Below are 19,445 nucleotides of genomic sequence, written 5' to 3' on the forward strand. Positions count from 1 at the left end.
GAGCAAGAGCGCATTGCTTTAGAAAAAGCAGAAAATGAACGTTTAGAACAAGAACGAATTGCTGCTGAAAAAGCAGAAAATGAACGTTTAGAGCAAGAGCGCATTGCTTTAGAAAAAGCAGAGAATGAGCGTTTAGAGCAAGAGCGCATTGCTTTAGAAAAAGCAGAAAATGAACGTTTAGAACAAGAACGAATTGCTGCTGAAAAAGCAGAGAATGAGCGTTTAGAGCAAGAGCGCATTACTGCTGAAAAAGCAGAGAATGAACGTTTAGAGCAAGAGCGTATTGCTGCTGAACAAGCAGAAAACGAACGCTTAGAGCAAGAGCGTATTACTGCAGAAGAAGCAGAAAATGAGCGTTTAGAACAAGAACGTATCACAGCAGAACTTGCAATTGAAGAAGCTAAAAAAGCAGAAAAGCCGAAAAAAGAAGGGTTTTTCTCTCGTCTTAAAAAGGGCTTGTTAAAAACTCGCGTTAATATAGGTTCTGGTTTTGCGTCTATTTTTAGTGGTAAAAAAATAGATGACGAATTATTTGAAGATCTTGAAACGCAGCTGCTCACCGCCGATTTAGGCGTTGACACTACCATGAAGTTGATTGATAGCCTGACTGATGCTGCGAACCGTAAGCAGTTAAAAGATGGTGATGCGCTTTATGAGTTAATGAAACAAGAAATGGCTGCGATGCTAAAAACAGCTGAACAGCCTTTAGTAATTACCGAAGATAAAAAGCCGTTTGTTATTTTAATGGTGGGTGTAAATGGCGTTGGTAAAACAACGACTATAGGTAAGATGGCTAAGCAATTTCAAAACGAAGGTAAGTCGGTTATGCTGGCCGCTGGTGATACGTTTAGAGCGGCTGCAGTTGAGCAACTTCAGGTTTGGGGCGAACGTAACAGCATTCCTGTTATTGCCCAACATACAGGTGCAGATAGTGCGTCGGTTGTCTTTGATGCATTCCAAGCTGCAAAAGCCCGTAATATAGATGTGTTAATTGCTGATACAGCAGGGCGCCTGCAAAATAAAGATAACTTAATGCAAGAGCTTGAAAAAATAGCTCGCGTAATGAAAAAAATTGATCCCGATGCGCCGCACGAAGTCATGCTAACCATTGATGCTGGTACAGGTCAAAATGCAATTAGCCAAGTGAACTTATTTAATCAATGCGTTGGTTTAACTGGTATTACGCTTTCAAAACTAGATGGAACTGCAAAAGGTGGTGTTATTTTTGCGGTTGCAGATAAGTTTAATATTCCAATTCGTTACATTGGTGTTGGTGAAGGTATTGATGATTTACGCGCTTTTAAAAGCGATGACTTTATTGATGCGTTATTTAGCCAAGATGAGGACGACGTTTAATTTACCAAAAAAGGGAGCTTGCTCCCTTTTTAATTGCGAGGAATACCAATTTTATTAGTAAATTAATTGAATTGGCATAATAAAAAGATGATAAATTTTCAGCAAGTAAGTAAGACTTATCCTGGAGGGCACCGCGCCCTCGAAAAAGTTAATTTTCATGTTAAACCGGGTGAACTTGCCTTTTTAACCGGTCACAGTGGTGCGGGTAAAAGTACGTTGCTTAAGTTAATTAGCTTAATGGAACGTCCATCGGCAGGCAGTGTATTTATCAACGGTGTTGATTTAAATAAAGTAAACTCGCGTCAAATTCCTTATGCTCGCCGTGATATTGGTATTATTTTTCAAAACCACCGTTTACTAGAGCGCTATACTATTTTTGATAACGTGGCGCTGCCTCTTATTATTGAGGGTACTCACCATAAGCAAATAGCTAAACGTGTTCATGGTGCGCTTGATAAAGTAGGCCTGATAGACAAAATAAAATGTCATCCGTCGATGCTCTCTGGAGGCGAGCAGCAACGTGTTGGTATTGCCAGAGCAATAGTGAACTCCCCACCAATTTTGTTAGCCGATGAACCTACAGGTAACCTTGATCCTGAGCTTTCAATGGAAATACTAAAGCTGTTTGAAGACTTCAATAAACACGGCACCACTGTTCTTATAGCTACGCATGACTTAGGTTTGGTTGCACGTATGAAGTACCGCAGTCTAACTTTAAAAGATGGTCGTATGCTTCAAGATCCGCTCGCTGAGGGAGCACTATGAGTTTACTTTTTAAAAGTCGTCAAAATAGTAACGACAAGCAAAAAAAATCAGTATTAGCTGGCGGTTATTTTTTCATTATTAATATTTTTCGCCAAGGTGTTCATAGCTTAGGTGAAATGTGGCGTACGCCGCTTGCGTCTATGATGACTATTGCTGTACTTGGTTTGAGCCTAACGTTACCTGCAACACTTTATCTTGTCGTTAAAAACGTACAGCAAGTAAGTAGTGGTTTTGAAGAAGCGAGTGAAATATCGTTGTTTGTAAAAGAAAGTATGAACGAGCAAGAAACGCAAACATTAGTAAAGCGCTTAGCGTTATATCCAGAGGTTGAAAGTGTTGAGTTTATTTCAAAACAAAAAGCACTTACTGAGTTTAAAGACGTATCTGGATTTGGACAGGCCTTAGAATATTTAGATAAGAACCCATTACCAGATGTGGTACTGGTTACGCCAACAAAACGTCACAGACACCCAAATGCTGCTAAAGTACTGTTAACTAAATTAGAAAGTGAACGTGAAGTTGATTTTGGTAAGCTCGATATAGCGTGGTTAGAGCGTTTAAATGCATTACTAGATTTACTGAAAGAAAGCGTAATAACCATCGCATTATTACTGCTTACCTCAGTGACGCTTATTATTGGTAACACTATTCGTTTGTCTATCATGGATAAAAAAGAAGAAATACAAGTCATGAAGCTAGTTGGCGCAACTAACACCTTTATACATGCCCCATTTTTATGGACGGGCATTTGGTATGGTGTAATAGGTGGTTTGTTTGCCTTTATATGCGTAGGACTAATGATGTGGTGGCTTTCAAGCGCTGTGAGCAGTGTAGCAGGGGTATACCAAACAAGCTTTTCGTTAATTGGATTATCGCTTAACGAGCTTGGCTTTTTAGTGTTACTTGCAACAAGCTTAGGATTTGTAGGCTCTTACCTTTCTGTAAATCGATATATTAAAGAAATAGAACCCGATAAAGTATAAGTGAAGCAACTCAGTTCGATGTGCGTATGGTATCGGACTGGGTTGTACCTCCTGTTATTAAAACTGTCATATTTGTGTACTATCCTCCCATAAAGTAATGAGTTGTAAATAAGGTGATACAGCGAGGTTAACCTGCTGCAATCCCTCAATTCATCACTTATTCAGTCGCTTGTAGTAGACTAAACCCATACTAAAAACTGCTTGATTTATACTTTTAAAAAGTTTTAAATTGGGGTTAGCACTCTTAAAGAAAGAGTGCTAAGATAGTTTCAAATGTTTATCACCGAGGTGAAAAATGAGTAAAGATTTATACGCAATGGCACTTACAGTCGGACAACAAAGCGCAAGCATGGACGGTTACCTTCAAGCGGTAAGCACTATCCCTATGCTTAAAGTTGAACAAGAGCAAGAACTTGCTAAAAGGCTTCAGGATGAAGGCGATCTTAGTGCTGCCAAGCAACTCATTATGTCGCATTTACGCTTTGTAGCACATATTGCTAAAAGCTACTCGGGATACGGCTTGCCACAAGCTGACCTTATTCAAGAAGGTAATATAGGCCTGATGAAAGCGGTTAAACGTTTCGATCCTACAGTGGGTGTACGTTTAGTATCGTTTGCAGTGCATTGGATTAAAGCCGAGATTCACGAGTTTGTGCTTAAAAACTGGCGCATAGTTAAAGTTGCAACCACTAAAGCGCAACGTAAATTGTTTTTCAATCTTCGTAAAAACAAAAAGCGTTTAGGTTGGTTTAATCAAGCTGAGGTAAGCACCGTTGCTAGCGAGCTAGGTGTGAGTGAAAAAGAAGTACGTGAAATGGAATCGCGCATGAGCGGCCAAGATATGGGCTTTGACCTAACTGGCGATGATAACGACGACGCACCAACTAGCACTTACTCTCCAGTACAGTATTTAACAGATGGTGCAGCTGATTTAGCTGACGACGTTGAACAACAACAGTGGAAAGAGCAAGCGCATACTCGTTTATTTAGTGCACTTAAAACACTAGACGAGCGTTCACAAGATATTGTTAGCGCACGTTGGTTGTCGGATGATAAAGCGACTCTTCAAGAGCTTGCACAAAAGTACAGTGTATCTGCTGAACGTGTTCGCCAACTTGAAAAAACAGCGATGAAAAAATTACAAAGCGCTATGAGCTAAACACAGTTCAACCTGAAAAATTTAAAAAGCCCTGCATGAGAATGCAGGGCTTTTTGCTTTCGCGTTGGTTTGTGCGAAGCGAAACCCAACGATAAAATATCCTTTCAAGTAATATGCATATTGAATGGTTAGTTTGTAATTAGTGTATGAAAGCTATATCACCTAGCACTAATCTCTTTTCCCTCAGCCTGCGCTAACTGAATGTATTTACGTTCAACCAGCTGCGAAACCGGCACGAGCTCAAAACCTTGCTTAGCTAGCTCGGGTAAGGCATGGCGTAAAAATTCGATTGTTTCTGGATAGGGATGAGCAATTGCTATAGCGGAATTATGTATGGTGGCTAGTTGCTTTAATTCTTCAAGCCTCAGCTGGAGTTGTTCTGCTGTAGTTATATTGTCTAAGAACACTTGGCGACTAATATTAGCAACACCTAAAAAGTTAGCAGCATTTTGTGCTTGGCTTAAGTCGGTTGTACGGCTATCTAAAAAATATAAATGGCGCTTTTTAAGTACTTCCATTGTCCATTTCATAGCTTGGCTTTTTTGCGTGAGCGCTGAGCCCATGTGGTTATTAACGCCTTTAACTTGCGGTAAACTAGCGAGAGCTGTTCCAAGAGTTTGCTGAAGCTGCTCTTTATTCATATTTAAAGTAAGCGCGCCAGGTCCGAGTTCTTTACCGTTAAGTGCCTGCATAGGCACATGGAGTAATAACTCTTTATTTGATTGACTGGCAAGCGTTGCAAAAATTTGCGAATATGGGGTATGAGGCAAAATTGAATACGACAATTGCCCTGGTAAGGAAAGGAACTCTAAGTCCCGTTGATGATAGCCTATATCGTCTATCACTATCGCTATTTGTTTGGCGCTAATTGTTGCTGAGCTAAAACAAATAGCTAATATTAGCCATTTTATTATTTTCACGTTTATAGTTTTTATTATCTTTTTAGCTTCGTTTATACAGCTTATACAAGCTATTGCATGCTGAGTAATTGTTTTGCTTTAACTAATTGTAAATCGGTTAAGTTTCCAGTAAGTAATTGCGCGCTACTGTTAGTGTGTTCATTTTTTATTATAACGGCTTTATTACTTTGTGAAAGGTTTGTTTGATTAACAGCCACATCTGGGGTTATTCCTATTCCATCAATCGATTTACCTAATGGCGTAAAATATTTAGCTGTGGTGAGCTTTAATGCAGTGTTGCCATCACCTAGTGGAATGAGCGATTGTACAGAACCCTTCCCAAAAGATTGACTGCCTACAACAGTTGCTCGTTTATTATCTTTGAGTGCTGCTGCAAGTATTTCGGCTGCAGAGGCTGAATTTTCGTTTATAAGTACAACAATGGGGGCATTTTTTAGAATGTCTCCACGCTTTGCATAAAATGCTTGGTTGGCATCGTAAAAACGTCCTTTAGTTGTCACTATAGTGCCACTTTGTAAAAATAGGTCTGATACCGCCACAGCGCTTTGTAATGTACCCCCAGGGTTATCGCGTAAATCAATCACTAAGCCTTTAAGTGGGTAACCAAAGTGGCTTTGCAGGGCAGCAACTTGCAGAGCAACCTCATGCAATGTGTGGTTAGAAAAATTATTGATAGCAATATAACCAGTACCAAAATCTAGAAGTTCGCTTGTTACGCTTTCGAGGTTTATTTGGCGGCGTGCTACATGAAACGTGAGTGGGTTTTTATTGTTATCACGATTTATAATTAGGTCTATATTTGAAAATTTACTATCTCTTATTAGTGTTGCTACTTCATCGATTGTACGATTTTGGACTGCGTGGTTGTTTACACTTACAATAATATCGTCTGGTAAAATCCCCGCCGCTTTTGCGGGAGAGTTATTAACCACACTAACAATAGTCATATTCTCGTCGATATTTTTAACCTCAATACCAATGCCTGTGTAGCGGCCATTTGTGTTATCAAATAATGAGGTTAGTTCGTGCTCATTTAAGTACTTAGAGTAAGAGTCGAGCTTTGAATATAAACGCTCAAATTGCTGGTTATTATATTTAATGTGGTGGCTATTTTGTAAGGTGAGATCTTCAACGTAGTAGGCATGAATGTTAAAGAGTATTTCGTCTATTTGTTGTCTTTTAAGATCTTTAATCGAGCTTGCTAGTGTGTCACTAGTAAAGGCAATTAAGGTTAGTAATACGAGTAAATACAGACTTATATAAAAGCCTGTATTTTTTTGAACAGTGGTAGTTACTACAGTTTTTTTAGTTGTCATCAGCTGCTCCAGAGCGGTGCAGCGATTAATTTAATTAAATGCGTTTGCACCATTTGATAGGATTTACTGCGCGTCCTTTGTGGCGTATTTCAAAGTATAGACCAGAACTAGCTTGTCCGCCGCTTTGGCCAACTAAAGCAAGTGTTTCTCCTTCGCGTACCATGTCGCCTACATCTCTTAGCAATGTTTGAGCGTGGCCATATAGGCTCATAAAGCCCTCACCATGATCTACAACAATTACCCAACCATAGCCTTTTAGCCAATCGGCAAATACAACTTGGCCGTTATGTACGCTATTAATATTAGTGCCTTCTTTTGCACCAATTAATACACCCTTCCAATCAATACCACCATGTTTACGTTGGCCAAAAGTGTGCTCTAACTTGCCTTTGCTCGGCCAGTCTAATTTACCTTTATTTTTATTTAGGCCCAGTAATTCAATTTTTTGTGTTTTTTCTTTTTCGAGCTCTTCTATCGTTGCTACCAAAGTTTGCTGGTTTTCTTTTAAATAATTTATTGAGCTTTTAGTGCTGTTGAGCTGAGCTTGTAAGTTTTTAAGATTTGCTTGGCGTTCACTTTGTGCATTAACTAAAGCGGTTTGGCGTCTTTTTTGCTCATCAAATAAAAGTTCTAGTTTTTCTTGTGTTTTAACAAGCTCTTTTTGGTTTTGTACTATTTGCTGTTGAAGATCTTTTAGATCTTCAATTTGTTCAATACGAGCTTTATTTAAGTAGTTGTAATAACTTAGTGTGCGCTCAAATTTTGCAGTGTCTTCTTGATTTAATAACATTTTAGAGTAATCGTCGCCACCGGCCATATAGGCACTTTTGAGCTGCGCGGCTAAAACTTTCTGAAATTGAGCATGCTTTTTATCGAGCTCATCGGCTTTATTTTGCAACTCTTTTTGCTGTGTTTTAGTTTCTTTTACTGATTGCTCTGCCATGTTAAGTGCTTTAGCATTTTTAGCTATATCGAGTTCATGGCTTTTGAGGTTTTTTTGTAGTGACGCTATTTTTTTTCTTTGCGCGTTATATTCAGCCTGGCTTTGCTCAAGTGCATTTTGAACTTCTGATAAGTCTTTTTTAGTACGATCTTCATTAGCAACTGCAGATGCAGTCACTAATGAAGTTAGTATTAAACCGCACTTAATTAACCGGTTAATACGTCTATTCATGTGTTATTTCAACATCATGATAGGCGTACCAGTCATTTCGCTTGGTTGCTCCATGCCCATTAAGTGAAGCATTGTAGGGGCTACATCGCTTAATGCCTTACCTTGCATAGGCTCTGCATCGCGACCAACATAAATAAAATGTACAGGTTCACTAGTGTGGGCAGTATGCGCTTGGCCTGTTTTAAGATCAGCCATTTGCTCGGCATTACCATGATCAGCTGTTATTAGTGCTTCTCCACCAAACTCTTCAAGTGCATCAACAACACGTCCGATACAGCTATCTACAGCTTCACAAGCTTTAACAGCAGCTTCAAATACACCTGAATGACCAACCATATCACCGTTAGGGTAGTTACAAATAATAGCATCGTATTTACCGCTTTTAATTGCTGCTACTAGCTTGTCGGTTAGCATTTCTGAGTTCATTTCAGGCTGTAGGTCGTAGGTTGCTACCTGCGGCGAAGGAATTAGCTCGCGTGTTTCACCTTTAAATTCACTTTCACGTCCACCACTAAAGAAAAACGTAACGTGTGCGTATTTTTCGGTTTCTGAAATGCGAAGCTGTGTTTTGTTATTTTTTTCAAACCACTCACCAAGTACGTTTACTAACGGTGTTGAACCAAAGGCAATAGGTGCATCTATATCAGCTGCGTATTCCGTCATCATTACAAATGCGCTAAGCTCTGGCGTTCTTTTTCTTGCGAATCCTTCAAAATCGGGCTCAACAAAAGCGCGCGTAATTTCGCGGGCTCTGTCTGCTCTAAAGTTGGCAAAAATTAGCGTGTCGCCATCGTTTATTGAAGCAGGAGCGGCGCCTGTTGGTGTAATAGTTGTAGCGGCAACAAACTCGTCGTTTTCGTCGCGCTCGTACGCTGCGTTAAGTGCCTCTACGCCGTTATCAAAATTAAAGTCACCTTCAGCTAATGCAATTACGTTGTAAGCTTTTTCTACGCGGTTCCAACGATTGTCTCTGTCCATTGCGTAGTAACGGCCAACAAGTGACGCTAAACGACCGCATTTAAGTTCGCTAAATAACTTTTCAATACGTTCGATTGACGCTTTAGCACTACGTGGAGGTGTATCGCGGCCATCTAAAAAGCCGTGAAAGTAAACTTCTTTAGCGCCACGTTTTGCAGCAAGTTTTATGCTAGCAACTATATGGTCTTCATGGCTATGTACGCCACCTGGGCTTAAAAGACCCATTATGTGGACTGCTTTACCTGCTTTTACGGCTTTATCTATATTTTCAACTAAGGCTGGTGTTGAATCAAATTCGCCATCGTTAATAGCTTTTGTGATACGGGTGAAATCTTGATAAACAATGCGACCAGCACCTAAATTTACATGGCCAACTTCTGAGTTACCCATTTGACCATCAGGAAGACCTACATCTAAACCCGAAGCTGATATTAATGTGTGTGGGCGAGTGGCCCATAAATTGTCTAATACCGGTGTGTTAGCTGCAAGAATGGCGTTACTTTGCGTATCTTCGCGGTGTCCCCAACCGTCTAAAATCATTAATACCAGTGGTTTTTTATGCTCTGTCATAATAGCTCCTGAAAATTAGTATCTGTTGATGGATACTGTGCACCTAAAAAGGTTTATTAGCGTGGTTTTAGCATACCGTGTTTTTAAGCTAGGATCAGCATTGAAAACAAGATATTAAATTTTTTCACTTACTACTATATATGGGGGGCTTTATCGTTTTTTAAACGTCTCTAAGTGCTCCTAAACTCGCATTTTAGGTTGGTTTGGGTATACTTGCGTGGCTAAAGTACAAAATCCTTAAAATATTAGGGCGTGTTGCGCTTTGGTGGTTGAATTTGCAGCAGTATGTTTGGTTTTTAGGCAAGGCAGAGCCTATGAAGTGTGGTTACTCCCCATAAATAGGCGATAACGTAGCATAAATACCAAACATACGCTGCCCGTTGGGTTCTTTCTAGGGACTATTACCTCTTTGTTGCTCGGTTTTTACTTAGCCCACTAGGTTACAAATCTCGCGCCGCGATTTAATCGCCCCTAGATTGAACGAATTTCAATCCACAAAGGCCAACACGCCCTAGGTTTAAAACATAATTTCATAGTGGAAGTAGAATGGATCAATATATTGAATTTATTACAAATCATCCCATTTTAAGCCTTGCTTGGGTTGGTATTGTTTTCCTTATTGTTAGTGGCTGGATAAAGAGTAAGCTTTCAGCTGTTCGTCAAATAAATCCTCAGCAGCTTACGTTACTTATTAACCGTGATGACGGTCAAGTAATCGATATACGTGCGCAAAAAGAGTTTAATGCAGGGCGTATTTCTGGTGCTGAGCATTTGAGCCCAGAGAATGCGAAAAAATCTGACTTTTCAAGCCTTGAAAAGTACAAGACTAAACCCATTATAGTTGTATGTACTACAGGTATGACTGCCCAAGGTACTGCAGCCGCTATGAGTAAAGCTGGTTTTGAACGAGTTTACTTATTAGCAGGTGGCATGGGTGCGTGGCAATCTGCCAGCTTACCAACTACAACAGGTCGCTAATCAGTTTAGCTAGGCCGATAGAGGATTTATTATGAGTAATGTTGTTTTATACACCAAGGCGTATTGTCCATTTTGTCAGCGTGCTCTTTCGCTTTTAAATAGCAAAGGCGTTGAATACACTAATTATGATATTGGTGTACAGCCTGAACTACGCGCTGAAATGATTGCTAAAGCCGGTGGCGCAAGCACAGTACCGCAAATTTTTATTAATGATGAACATATCGGTGGCTGCGACGACATGATGGCTATTGAAGCGCAAGGTAAACTTGACGCTAAGCTAAACGCTTAATTTAATTATAATAACGAACAAGTTAGGAATAACAATGAACGAAGAAAATCAAAACGTAGCCGCTGCAGAAGCTGGCGCACAATTTACTATTCAACGTATTTACACTAAAGATGTATCGTTTGAAACGCCAAATTCTCCGGCCATTTTTCAAAAAGAGTGGACGCCAGAAGTTAAGCTAGACCTAGATACACGTTCAAACAAGCTGGACGAAGGTGTATTTGAAGTTGTTTTAGCGCTAACAGTAACTGCGTCTATTGGTGAAGAAACTGCGTTCTTATGTGAAATTCAACAAGCGGGTATTTTTACTATTGCTGAAGTTGAAGAAGTGCAGCTTGCACATATGCTTGGTGCATTTTGTCCTAACGTGTTGTTCCCATATGCACGCGAAGCTGTTTCAAACCTTGTTAACCGTGGTACTTTCCCACAGCTTAACCTTGCGCCAGTTAATTTTGACGCATTGTTTGCACAATACATGCAACAACGTACTGCGCAAGCTGACCAGGTTACAGCAGACGCATAACCTATGAGTACAGCAACTACAGCTGTTACTGTATTAGGGGCGGGGTCTTACGGCACCGCCCTTGCTATTTGTTTAGCCCGAAATGGTCACAACGTGACACTTTGGGGACGAAATAGCGACGACGTTGCCACGCTTGCAGCTGAGCGGAAAAATCAACGTTACTTACCTGATGCTCCTTTCCCAGACACTCTGACTCTTGACGCTAACTTACAACATGCCGTTGCTAGCAGCGCTATTGTACTTGTTGTTGTGCCAAGTCATGCTTTTGGCGACACACTTGCCCAGATAAAACCTGCACTGCAAGAAGGCGCTAAAGTTGCTTGGGCCACAAAAGGCCTTGAGCCTAATACAGGCCGTTTATTACAAGAAGTGGCTTTACAAGAGTTAGGTGACGATATTCCGCTTGCGGTTCTTTCGGGTCCTACGTTTGCAAAAGAAATGGCGATGGGTTCACCTACAGCTATTTCTGTGTCTTCTACGTCGCCTGAATTTGCTCAGCAGCTCGCTGATTTACTTCATTGTGGTCGCTCATTCCGTGTGTATAACAATGATGATTTTATTGGTATACAGCTCGGTGGTGCGGTTAAGAATGTAATTGCCATTGGTGCCGGTATTTCGGACGGTGTTGGTTTTGGCGCTAATGCGCGTACCGCGCTTATAACCCGAGGCCTTGCAGAGCTTACTCGTTTAGGTTGCGCTCTTGGTGCTAAGCCAGAAACCTTCATGGGAATGGCTGGCCTTGGCGATTTAATACTAACGTGTACAGATAACCAATCACGTAATCGTCGATTTGGTTTAGCACTGGGTAAAGGCGAAAGCGTCGATGCTGCTATTGAGTCAATTGGTCAAGTAGTTGAAGGCTTTAGAAACACCAAAGAAGTGTATTTATTAGCGCAACGTAGCGGTGTTGAAATGCCGATTACCGAGCAAATTTATAAAGTACTTTATGAAAATAAAGATATGAAAGAAGCTGCAATGGCGCTATTAGGCCGAGAGCAGCGTTCTGAATAAACTTATACAAATATACTAAAACTAAAAAACCGACGTTATGTCGGTTTTTTGTTGTTTGGTACAAGGTGTTTATTGCGCGTTAGGAAAACCCAACTGGCGCCACGACTCGTAAACAAACACGGCTACTGCGTTTGATAAGTTCATGCTGCGGCTATTGGCTTGCATAGGAATACGCACACGCTGCTCTTTTGGTAATGCTTGGATCATATCATCAGGTAAGCCGCGGGTTTCAGGTCCAAATACTAAGCAGTCGCCGGCTTCGTAGTTAGCTTCATGATGGAATTGGCTACCTTTGGTTGTACATGCATATACTTTTTTAGGCTTGCACTTCTCAAGATAATCTTCAAAAGAAGCATGGCGTTGAACATGGCTAAATTCGTGGTAATCAAGGCCCGCACGCTTTACTCGTTTGTCGTCCCATTCAAAACCTAACGGCTCAATTAAATGCAGTGCATAGCCGGTATTGGCACATAGGCGAATAATATTACCAGTGTTAGGCGGTATTTCAGGTTGGTATAAAACAATATCCAGCATAGTGAGCCTTTTAAATAATCTGTAGTTTAACGATTTTCAGTATACACGAAACCCTTCAAAAAAATGATATACTCACACTATTGAATACTCCTAATTATCGGATTAAAACGTGCATAACCGTAGCTACGAATTTTGGGTTAAAACTTCCAGCATTGTTACCATGGTAATGGTTAGTTTAATGATTGGCGCAAAAACATGGGCGTGGCTTGCTTCGGGCTCGGCCTCAATGCTTGGCTCGTTAACTGATTCGTTAATGGATATTACAGCCACCGCCATGAGTTTTTTGGTGTTAGGCTACGCACTGCGCCCAGCAGATGATGACCATAGGTTTGGGCACGGTAAAGCTGAAGCACTTGCTGGACTTGGGCAAGCCGCGTTTATTGCGGGCTCAGGTTGCCTACTTGCTTTTCATGGTATTGAGCGGTTATTTAACCCTATACAGTTAAGCCATTCTTTATTAGGTGTGTGGGTAAGTATTTTTGCTATTGCGTGTACGCTCGTCATTGTATTTGTACAAAACAAGGTGGTTAAGTATACCGATTCAATTGCTATAAAAGCCGACTCAGTACATTACAAAGGTGATTTAATATTAAATGCCGCTGTGCTATTAGCTATTTTGTTAGCTTATTATGGTGTGTTGTATGCCGATCCTGTTTTTGCGATAGGTGTTGCCGGTTACTTACTTTATAACAGCTGGGATATTGCTCGCGATAGTGCCGATCATTTAATGGATAAAGAGCTGCCGGACGATGAAAAGCAAAGCATATTTGATATAGCCAGAGCCCATGCAGATGTACATGGTGTGCATGATATTCGTACGCGCCAAGGCGGGAAAGTTAAGTTTATCCAAATGCACTTAGAGCTTGATGACCATTTAAGTTTGATTCGCGCGCACAATGTGGCTGATGAAGTAGAGGCAATGCTTAGCGAACGCTTTGAGTCTGAGGTAGATATACTGATCCACCTCGACCCTTTGTCGGTACTTGTTAAGCCGTCACCGACTCACAAAACTGATACAAGCTCTTAAGCAATGGCTGGCGTATTTCATCACGTTCAAAAAACAGCTCGTGTTTAGCGCCTTCAAAGCTTTTAAGTACTGTATTTGCATGTCTGTTTGCTAATTTGTATTGGGCATTGTTATCAACCACTTCGTCGTTTTGCGCACTGGCAATATAAAGTGGAATAGTCACGCTCAAGTTATCAACCGAAGTTATAAATGCAAACGTTGCATTTAGCCAGCCGTAAGTAACACCGCCGAGCTGTAGTAATGGCTCTTCTTGATATGTTTGCCTAAATAGCTCGTAACGCACTGAGCTGCTGGTTAATACATTTGTAGCAAACTCATCGGGTATGTAATCGGTTTGACCTAGTGCGTAGTTGTCTTTTTGACCCAAAAGGGTCGCGGTACTTGCTATTAATTTAGCTAAAGGTTTTGGTGTGTTTTTTGTGTAAATATCAAGCATAGGCGCTGATAAAAACGCGCCACTAAAATTGTGTTCAAAATGCGCAAGGTAATCAAAAGCAATAGCGCCGCCCATTGAATGACTCACTAATATTTTTTTGCCCGGCCAATAAGTATCGACAATTTGTGTATTAAATAAGTTTAGGTCGGCACTGTAATCTTTAAATTCATTAACATGGCCTTTGTGCTTATTTAGTAGGTGGCGATAAGAGCGGCCTTGTCCTTGGTGGTCGACTATGAATATGGCAAAATTATTATTATAAAGCTCCCATAACAGCTCTTTATATTTATCTAACCCTTCAAGGCGTCCCGAGCTTATTACAATGGCAGTTTTAGCTTTATCAGGTATGGCATAAGCATAAAATAATTGCCCGTTAGGCGTATCTAAATAAGCTTTAATTAGCGTGTTTTTATAAAAGTTATTAATTGTTATTTGATTACTTTTAAGCTCACGCTCACTACTATAAAACATGCTTTACTCTTTTATTAATGGCAAGGTTATATTAGCACACAAGCCACCTTGTTCTTTATTTGATAATACTAAACTGCCGCCATGCGCAGTAATAGCATTTTTAGCAATCGCGAGACCTAAACCCGTGCCACCACTTACGCGGTCGCGCGCATCTGATTGCCTAAAAAAGGGCTCGCAAAGCTTGCCCAGTTGCTCATTTGGCACACCAGAGCCATCATCACATATTTCTATATAAATGGCATCAGCATGCTTTAGAGTAATGCTAATTGTATTATTTGCGTATTTGATAGCGTTGCGTAGTAAGTTTTCAAGTGCGCTGGCAATAAGGCCTTCGTCGCAATTAATATTTACGTCTACAGCGCCCATTATATCTAGCTGCTTATTATTTTGTTTTGCTTCAAACTGCGCATCGTTAATAACGTGATCTACAATTATTTGTAATGATTGTTTTTGCAGTGAAAGCGCTTGGCTTTTTGCTTCTAAGCGAGAAACTTGCAGCACGTCTGCAATCATTTTATCGAGCTGGTTTGCTTCTTTTTCTATGCGTAATAAATACGATTGGCTAGCGTCGTTAGCTTGCATTTGTGCAAGTCCGGTAGCCATTTTTAAACGTGTAAGAGGCGATCGTAACTCATGTGATATGTCGGCTAACAAGCGTTTTTGTGAGCTAATTAAAAGCTCTAACTGATTAGCCATACTGTTAAAATCTCGCCCAAGTATTCCGAGTTCATCTTTACGGTTTACAGAAATATCGGCCCTTGCACTTAAGTTACCCGCAGATAATTTAATTGCTGCTTTTTTAAGGCTATTTATAGGGGCTATTAAATTACGGCTAAATACAAAACTTAAAATGAGAGATGCAACAATTGCGATGACTATTTTCATCCAATTAGGCATTAGCTTAAAGCGCATTATTAGCGGCGGTTGATGGTTAATATCTATTTCATAAAGATAAAAACTCCCTTCAGGCACTTTTATATTAACAGGGCCGAAGGCTTGGTATTTTTCAGTGAAAATAATTTGCGGTGACATGTTTTGAGTAAAGTTTAATAAACTTAAGTCGATGCTCTCTGGCACTTCTTTGTTACTAAGTGAGTCATCGGATTGTGCTGCGCTTAAATATAAAAGTTTACGCTTTGATAGGCGAGGGTGAACTAATACTTCGCTTAGGGTGCGCTTATGTTTAACAGCAGATCGCTCAATGCTTTTAGCGGTATATATCAGGTTTTTTTTCATCGGCCCATAAAGTGGCTCGTTAGATACCGCATTAATAGCGGTAATATTACTTAAAAATACAAGCGCTGCTACGGTGCCGATTATAGTTAACCAAAACCAAATAAATATTTTAAAAAATAGGTAGTGCCCAGGGTGCTTTAACCAAGCAAAGTAAGTACTTTTATTCGCCTTGGATAAAGACATAACCTGTACCTCGCATTGTTTTAATTCGCTCGCCTGGAATATGCTCCGCAATTTTTTTACGGATATTACTTACATGCATATCAATAGAGCGATCAAAAGAAGCTAAACGCCTGCCTAGCACTTCTTCGCTAATTTGCTCTTTACTAACAACTTCGCCTGCATTTTTACACAATAGCGTGAGTATTTCGTACTCTGTACCGGTAAGGGTTAGTGTAGAGCTGTCTATTGAGGCCTCTCGCGCTGCAAGGTTAACAGTAATACCATTAACGAGTAACTTACTCGTTGTAGCCGCATTTAAGCTATTAATGTGCTCTATACGGCGTGTTATCGCTTTTACGCGGGCTAGTAATTCACGATGATTAAAAGGCTTTGGAATATAATCGTCAGCGCCTAGCTCTAAACCAAAAATACGGTCAAAGTCTTCACCTTTTGCAGTAAGCATTATTACAGGGGTGAGCTTTGTTTGCCTAAGCTGTTTGAGTACTTCAAAACCATCAAGCGTTGGTAGCATTACATCAAGCAGTATAAGTGCGTAGTCGTTTGCTTGTGCTAGTTTAAGGCCCTGCTCACCGTCGTGTACGCTTTGTATTTCAAAGCCTTGAGCAGTTAAATATTCACTTAATAGCTCACAAAGGCCCGTATCGTCATCAATCATTAATAGTTTCATTTACAAACCCTTAGAGTTGTTTATAGCGTTATTTTACCCGCTAAATAGTGCAAAGGTGAATCTTTACACAACCTTTACACTGCTTTGCGTTACTTTGCGTTGAGTTGGGTATAGTTAACTCACTGGCTTAGCAGCCACAATCGCTCAACCAACCAATTCAATATTAAGGTAATGATTATGACTAAAGTAAACACACTATCAAAATTAGTACTTATTTGTGGCTTAGCAACAGCAACTCTTGGCGCTGGTAGCGTATTAGCTAAAGGCGACGGGCATAAGCAAGGCCATTCTCAAGCTCGTTTTTTACTTTCTGATCGCGGCGTTGAAAAATTAAGCCTAACAGATGAACAGCAAACTAAGCTAAAAGCTATTTTTGAAGCACAAAAAACACAAATGAAAGCATTACGCGGCGACGATAAAGAAGCCCGTAAAGCAATGCGTGAAACGCACAAAGCAAAAATGGATACGTTACTTTCGGCGGCAACATTTGACGAAAATGCAGCTAAAGAGCTATTAAGCGAACGCCGCGAAAAAGGTGAGCAATTTGGTTTAATCAAACTAAAAACGCAGCACCAAGTAATGCAAGTTCTTAACGCTGAGCAAAAAGAGAAGTTTGCTAAAATGCAAAAGCGTATGAATAAAAAGCATCGTAAGCAAAAAGACTAATCGTTCAATTATATTGAACACTAAAAAGCCAGCATCGCGCTGGCTTTTGTGCTTTTAAATGAAAAGTTCAGCGTTTATTTAAAAAAGTCATCTTCATTTTTAGCCAGCATAGCTTCAATATCTTCAATCATGTCTTGGCTAAACTCTTCTGCTGAGGTGATTGGCGCAGAAATTTTATTATTTTCAAACGACCATTCACCCAAATCAATTAGCTGACAGCGCTTGGAGCAAAAAGGGCGAAATGGGCTTTGCTCTGACCATTCAACTTTAGTTTTGCAGGTCGGGCAGTTTACAACAGTAGGCATAATTTACTCTTTACAATCTTTTTCTGCATTTTACATTACTTAGATATGAGTCTCTAGGTATAAGTAAGGCTCTGAGTTTAGTGTTCAGAACCTTGTCACTTTTACTATGGACCTTTAAAAATTAGTCACGCGATTAATTTCAGCAAGGGATGTAAGACCATCGGCTGCTTTGCGTAAACCTGATAAACGTAAATTATTAAAACCGGCTTTAAGTGATACGTCTGCTATTTCAAGCGAGTTACCACCGCGCATAATAATTTGGGCAATTTCAGGGGTAATTTGCATTACTTCGTAAATACCCACTCGGCCTTTATAACCATCGGTACAGCTATCACACCCTTTAGGTGTATATAATGTCATTTCTTCAATTTGCTCGGAACTAAACCCCTGGCGAGTCAGTTCTTCACTCGGAAGTTGTTCCGGCGTTTTACACTTGGGGCACAAACGACGTGCTAAACGTTGGGCTATTATTAAGCTGATCGAACTTGCTACGTTATAAGCCGGCACACCCATATTTAATAAACGGGTGATTGTTTCTGGTGCTGAGTTTGTATGCAATGTTGATAAAACCAAGTGACCTGTTTGCGCCGCTTTTATTGATATTTCTGCGGTTTCTAGGTCACGTATTTCACCTACCATAACTACATCAGGATCTTGACGTAAAAATGCACGCAATGCGTTGGCAAAAGTCATATCGGCTTTAATATTAATTTGTACTTGGTTTACACCTTCAAGGTTAATCTCAACCGGATCTTCCGCAGTACTAATATTGCGCTCTGGCTGATTTAATATATTTAAACCTGTGTATAGCGATACTGTTTTACCAGAACCCGTTGGCCCTGTTACCAATATCATCCCTTGAGGCTGGGCAAGCGCATCCATATAGAGCTTTTTCTGCTCAGGCTCATAGCCTAATACATCAATGCCTAACATAGCGCTTGATGAATCAAGGATACGCATTACTATTTTTTCACCCCACAAGGTAGGCATGGTACTTACACGAAAGTCGATACTTTTGCGTTCAGTAATTTTTAGTTTTATACGACCATCTTGTGGTTTGCGCTTTTCGGCAATATCGAGTCGCGACATAACCTTAATACGCGCAGAAAGCTTGGTTGCTAATGTATTAGGTGGGCTTGCCACTTCATGCAAAATGCCGTCAATACGAAAACGAATACGGTACTTGTGCTCATACGGTTCAAAGTGTAAATCAGAGGCGCCTTTTTTAATGGCATCCATTAAAATTTTGTTGATGTAAACGATGATAGGCGCATCATCTTTATCGTCATCTTGTGGTGCTGTATCTCTTTGGCTTTCTGAATCTAAATCAGCAAATTCCTGAAACTCGTCATCAGTTAGATTTAAGCTGCCAGTGGCATCTAGCAACTGCTCAATTTTGTTATCGAGTTGAATATAATCAACAACAACAATTTCGCATGAGAGACCGGTACTAAACTCAAAGTTTTCGAATGCGCCGTAATCTGTTGGGTCTGATGCTGCTATATAAACTTTTCGATCTTTTTGAACAAGCGGTAAAATGTGATGTTTACGTATGAGTTTTTCTTTTACGAGATCGGCCGGGATTCTTGTAGGATCAAAATCTTTTAAATCAAAATAAGGTACGCGAAACAAATCAATACATTGTTCAGCTAAATCTTTACTATCGATTTTTCCACATTTAGAAATAAGCTCAGCTGTTGAGGCAAATTCATTTTGTTTGTTTTTAACCGTGTCGGCATCAATGCGGCCAAGGGTTATAAATTTTCTCAATAACGGTGAGTTAATATTCATTGCGCACCTGTTTTATTCCTTCAATAGTAAGCAATTTATCAGAAAAAAGAAGGGGATTACATCACCTTTCATTCTTTGTTGTGATTTTACTAACTAAAATACGAGTTTGT

The 19,445-nt window shown here is 40.2% G+C and carries 20 protein-coding genes; 10 read left to right on the forward strand and 10 right to left on the reverse strand.

The window, feature by feature from the left end; all coding sequences use genetic code 11:
• The 4 genes from ftsY to rpoH form a co-directional block, all read left to right on the forward strand.
• Positions 1-1,356: signal recognition particle-docking protein FtsY (ftsY, locus tag WNY98_RS06730; RefSeq protein WP_342877462.1), on the forward strand; the 1,356-nt coding region annotated here is incomplete at its 5' end.
• A gap of 87 nt (positions 1,357-1,443) precedes the next feature.
• A complete protein-coding gene (ftsE, locus tag WNY98_RS06735; protein ID WP_007582842.1) occupies positions 1,444-2,121 on the forward strand; it encodes a cell division ATP-binding protein FtsE in 678 nt (225 codons plus the stop codon).
• Entirely contained in the window at positions 2,118-3,104 is a 987-nt protein-coding gene (gene ftsX, locus WNY98_RS06740; RefSeq protein ID WP_007582840.1) for a permease-like cell division protein FtsX, read from the forward strand. Before ftsE ends, ftsX begins: the two co-directional genes overlap by 4 nt.
• Before the next feature lie 295 nt (positions 3,105-3,399).
• A complete protein-coding gene (gene rpoH / locus WNY98_RS06745; protein WP_024600152.1) occupies positions 3,400-4,263 on the forward strand; it encodes an RNA polymerase sigma factor RpoH in 864 nt (287 codons plus the stop codon).
• A gap of 158 nt (positions 4,264-4,421) precedes the next feature.
• Here the strand turns inward: rpoH and WNY98_RS06750 are convergent, their stop codons facing one another.
• From WNY98_RS06750 to gpmM, 4 genes are read right to left on the reverse strand one after another with little or no spacing between them, the layout of a single operon-like run.
• On the reverse strand, positions 4,422-5,183 hold the full coding sequence (locus WNY98_RS06750; RefSeq protein ID WP_143475935.1) for a divergent polysaccharide deacetylase family protein: 762 nt from the start codon (positions 5,181-5,183) through the stop codon (positions 4,422-4,424).
• Between the two features lie 50 nt (positions 5,184-5,233).
• Positions 5,234-6,499, reverse strand: a complete 1,266-nt coding sequence (locus WNY98_RS06755) for a S41 family peptidase (protein ID WP_342877463.1) — start codon at positions 6,497-6,499, stop codon at positions 5,234-5,236.
• A gap of 34 nt (positions 6,500-6,533) precedes the next feature.
• Entirely contained in the window at positions 6,534-7,673 is a 1,140-nt protein-coding gene (locus WNY98_RS06760) for a peptidoglycan DD-metalloendopeptidase family protein (RefSeq protein ID WP_024600149.1), read from the reverse strand.
• Positions 7,674-7,676: 3 nt separating this feature from the next.
• Positions 7,677-9,221, reverse strand: coding sequence for a 2,3-bisphosphoglycerate-independent phosphoglycerate mutase (gpmM, locus tag WNY98_RS06765; RefSeq protein WP_342877464.1), 1,545 nt, complete (start codon positions 9,219-9,221; stop codon positions 7,677-7,679).
• Between the two features lie 546 nt (positions 9,222-9,767).
• Here gpmM and WNY98_RS06770 point away from each other — a divergent pair.
• Genes WNY98_RS06770 through gpsA form a run of 4 tightly spaced genes read left to right on the forward strand, consistent with a single transcriptional unit; the run spans position 9,768 to position 12,019 of the window.
• On the forward strand, positions 9,768-10,199 hold the full coding sequence (locus WNY98_RS06770) for a rhodanese-like domain-containing protein (RefSeq protein ID WP_002957784.1): 432 nt from the start codon (positions 9,768-9,770) through the stop codon (positions 10,197-10,199).
• A gap of 31 nt (positions 10,200-10,230) precedes the next feature.
• Positions 10,231-10,488, forward strand: coding sequence for a glutaredoxin 3 (grxC, locus tag WNY98_RS06775; RefSeq protein WP_024600147.1), 258 nt, complete (start codon positions 10,231-10,233; stop codon positions 10,486-10,488).
• A gap of 34 nt (positions 10,489-10,522) precedes the next feature.
• Positions 10,523-11,008 (forward strand): protein-export chaperone SecB, encoded by a 486-nt coding sequence (gene secB, locus WNY98_RS06780; RefSeq protein ID WP_024604566.1) that lies wholly within the window; start codon positions 10,523-10,525, stop codon positions 11,006-11,008.
• A gap of 3 nt (positions 11,009-11,011) precedes the next feature.
• On the forward strand, positions 11,012-12,019 hold the full coding sequence (gpsA, locus tag WNY98_RS06785) for an NAD(P)H-dependent glycerol-3-phosphate dehydrogenase (RefSeq protein ID WP_024600145.1): 1,008 nt from the start codon (positions 11,012-11,014) through the stop codon (positions 12,017-12,019).
• Between the two features lie 69 nt (positions 12,020-12,088).
• On the opposite strand, the gene trmL is transcribed toward gpsA, so the two are convergent.
• Positions 12,089-12,553: a tRNA (uridine(34)/cytosine(34)/5-carboxymethylaminomethyluridine(34)-2'-O)-methyltransferase TrmL gene (gene trmL / locus WNY98_RS06790; protein ID WP_024600144.1), complete on the reverse strand. Its 465-nt coding sequence runs from the start codon at positions 12,551-12,553 to the stop codon at positions 12,089-12,091.
• 160 nt (positions 12,554-12,713) lie between these two features.
• Here trmL and WNY98_RS06795 point away from each other — a divergent pair, with 160 nt between their 5' ends.
• Positions 12,714-13,580: a cation diffusion facilitator family transporter gene (locus WNY98_RS06795; RefSeq protein WP_165735523.1), complete on the forward strand. Its 867-nt coding sequence runs from the start codon at positions 12,714-12,716 to the stop codon at positions 13,578-13,580.
• Here the strand turns inward: WNY98_RS06795 and WNY98_RS06800 are convergent.
• Genes WNY98_RS06800 through WNY98_RS06810 form a run of 3 tightly spaced genes read right to left on the reverse strand, consistent with a single transcriptional unit; the run spans position 13,540 to position 16,573 of the window.
• Entirely contained in the window at positions 13,540-14,487 is a 948-nt protein-coding gene (locus tag WNY98_RS06800) for an alpha/beta fold hydrolase (RefSeq protein WP_342877465.1), read from the reverse strand. The two genes, WNY98_RS06795 and WNY98_RS06800, sit on opposite strands and share 41 nt — an antisense overlap.
• A gap of 3 nt (positions 14,488-14,490) precedes the next feature.
• On the reverse strand, positions 14,491-15,906 hold the full coding sequence (locus WNY98_RS06805; protein ID WP_342877466.1) for an ATP-binding protein: 1,416 nt from the start codon (positions 15,904-15,906) through the stop codon (positions 14,491-14,493).
• The gene (locus WNY98_RS06810) at positions 15,884-16,573 is read right to left on the reverse strand and encodes a response regulator (RefSeq protein ID WP_024600142.1); all 690 of its coding nucleotides are present in this window, start codon (positions 16,571-16,573) and stop codon (positions 15,884-15,886) included. Before WNY98_RS06810 ends, WNY98_RS06805 begins: the two co-directional genes overlap by 23 nt.
• 177 nt (positions 16,574-16,750) lie before the next feature.
• Between WNY98_RS06810 and WNY98_RS06815 the strand changes: the two genes are divergently transcribed.
• Entirely contained in the window at positions 16,751-17,239 is a 489-nt protein-coding gene (locus tag WNY98_RS06815) for a Spy/CpxP family protein refolding chaperone (protein WP_342877467.1), read from the forward strand.
• A 74-nt stretch (positions 17,240-17,313) separates the two neighbouring features.
• Here the strand turns inward: WNY98_RS06815 and yacG are convergent, their stop codons facing one another.
• Both yacG and pilB read right to left on the reverse strand, forming a co-directional pair.
• Entirely contained in the window at positions 17,314-17,544 is a 231-nt protein-coding gene (gene yacG / locus WNY98_RS06820; RefSeq protein ID WP_076925028.1) for a DNA gyrase inhibitor YacG, read from the reverse strand.
• A 114-nt stretch (positions 17,545-17,658) separates the two neighbouring features.
• Entirely contained in the window at positions 17,659-19,335 is a 1,677-nt protein-coding gene (gene pilB, locus WNY98_RS06825) for a type IV-A pilus assembly ATPase PilB (protein ID WP_076925029.1), read from the reverse strand.
• Positions 19,336-19,445 lie beyond the last annotated feature (110 nt).

The organism is Pseudoalteromonas sp. AS71 (assembly GCF_038900275.1).
Taxonomy (GTDB): Bacteria; Pseudomonadota; Gammaproteobacteria; order Enterobacterales; family Alteromonadaceae; genus Pseudoalteromonas.

Excerpts from the sequence above, each read along its gene's own strand:
- ftsE (WP_007582842.1), top strand. The coding sequence starts at position 1,444 with ATGATAAATTTTCAGCAAGTAAGTAAGACTTATCCTGGAGGGCACCGC.
- ftsX (WP_007582840.1), top strand. The coding sequence starts at position 2,118 with ATGAGTTTACTTTTTAAAAGTCGTCAAAATAGTAACGACAAGCAAAAA.
- rpoH (WP_024600152.1), top strand. The coding sequence starts at position 3,400 with ATGAGTAAAGATTTATACGCAATGGCACTTACAGTCGGACAACAAAGC.
- WNY98_RS06755 (WP_342877463.1), bottom strand. The coding sequence starts at position 6,499 with ATGACAACTAAAAAAACTGTAGTAACTACCACTGTTCAAAAAAATACA.
- WNY98_RS06760 (WP_024600149.1), bottom strand. The coding sequence starts at position 7,673 with ATGAATAGACGTATTAACCGGTTAATTAAGTGCGGTTTAATACTAACT.
- gpmM (WP_342877464.1), bottom strand. The coding sequence starts at position 9,221 with ATGACAGAGCATAAAAAACCACTGGTATTAATGATTTTAGACGGTTGG.
- WNY98_RS06770 (WP_002957784.1), top strand. The coding sequence starts at position 9,768 with ATGGATCAATATATTGAATTTATTACAAATCATCCCATTTTAAGCCTT.
- grxC (WP_024600147.1), top strand. The coding sequence starts at position 10,231 with ATGAGTAATGTTGTTTTATACACCAAGGCGTATTGTCCATTTTGTCAG.
- secB (WP_024604566.1), top strand. The coding sequence starts at position 10,523 with ATGAACGAAGAAAATCAAAACGTAGCCGCTGCAGAAGCTGGCGCACAA.
- gpsA (WP_024600145.1), top strand. The coding sequence starts at position 11,012 with ATGAGTACAGCAACTACAGCTGTTACTGTATTAGGGGCGGGGTCTTAC.
- trmL (WP_024600144.1), bottom strand. The coding sequence starts at position 12,553 with ATGCTGGATATTGTTTTATACCAACCTGAAATACCGCCTAACACTGGT.
- WNY98_RS06795 (WP_165735523.1), top strand. The coding sequence starts at position 12,714 with ATGGTAATGGTTAGTTTAATGATTGGCGCAAAAACATGGGCGTGGCTT.
- WNY98_RS06800 (WP_342877465.1), bottom strand. The coding sequence starts at position 14,487 with ATGTTTTATAGTAGTGAGCGTGAGCTTAAAAGTAATCAAATAACAATT.
- WNY98_RS06805 (WP_342877466.1), bottom strand. The coding sequence starts at position 15,906 with ATGTCTTTATCCAAGGCGAATAAAAGTACTTACTTTGCTTGGTTAAAG.
- WNY98_RS06810 (WP_024600142.1), bottom strand. The coding sequence starts at position 16,573 with ATGAAACTATTAATGATTGATGACGATACGGGCCTTTGTGAGCTATTA.
- WNY98_RS06815 (WP_342877467.1), top strand. The coding sequence starts at position 16,751 with ATGACTAAAGTAAACACACTATCAAAATTAGTACTTATTTGTGGCTTA.
- yacG (WP_076925028.1), bottom strand. The coding sequence starts at position 17,544 with ATGCCTACTGTTGTAAACTGCCCGACCTGCAAAACTAAAGTTGAATGG.
- pilB (WP_076925029.1), bottom strand. The coding sequence starts at position 19,335 with ATGAATATTAACTCACCGTTATTGAGAAAATTTATAACCCTTGGCCGC.